Annotated in this window: 1 pseudogene; it reads right to left on the bottom strand. The window is 63.3% G+C overall.

Features of this window, described 5'->3' with window-relative positions:
* Nucleotides 1-205: pseudogene (locus RVY79_RS21515) on the bottom strand (DUF305 domain-containing protein); the annotation flags it as partial.
* Between the last annotated feature and the right edge of the window lie 32 nt (nucleotides 206-237).

Here is a 237-nt window from a genome sequence, read left to right on the forward strand (position 1 = left end):
GGTCGTTCACGGCGCGATACGCGGTCGTGGAGGGGCTGTCATTGGCCGAAGCGCTGGAGGGCATCGCGTGCCCCTGGTGACCTGCGCTGGCGCTGGCATGCGTCGCTTCACCCGACGGGTCCACCTTCTTCTGGACGGCCACCAGGCCGGCGGCGACCACGACGGCGCCCGCAATGAACAAGAGGCTGAACTTGTTGACCTTCATGAAAAAACTCCTTGAATGAGGTTGATGGGTTC

Origin of the sequence: Chromohalobacter sp. HP20-39 (assembly GCF_033052815.1) — a bacterium.
Lineage (GTDB): Bacteria > Pseudomonadota > Gammaproteobacteria > Pseudomonadales > Halomonadaceae > Chromohalobacter.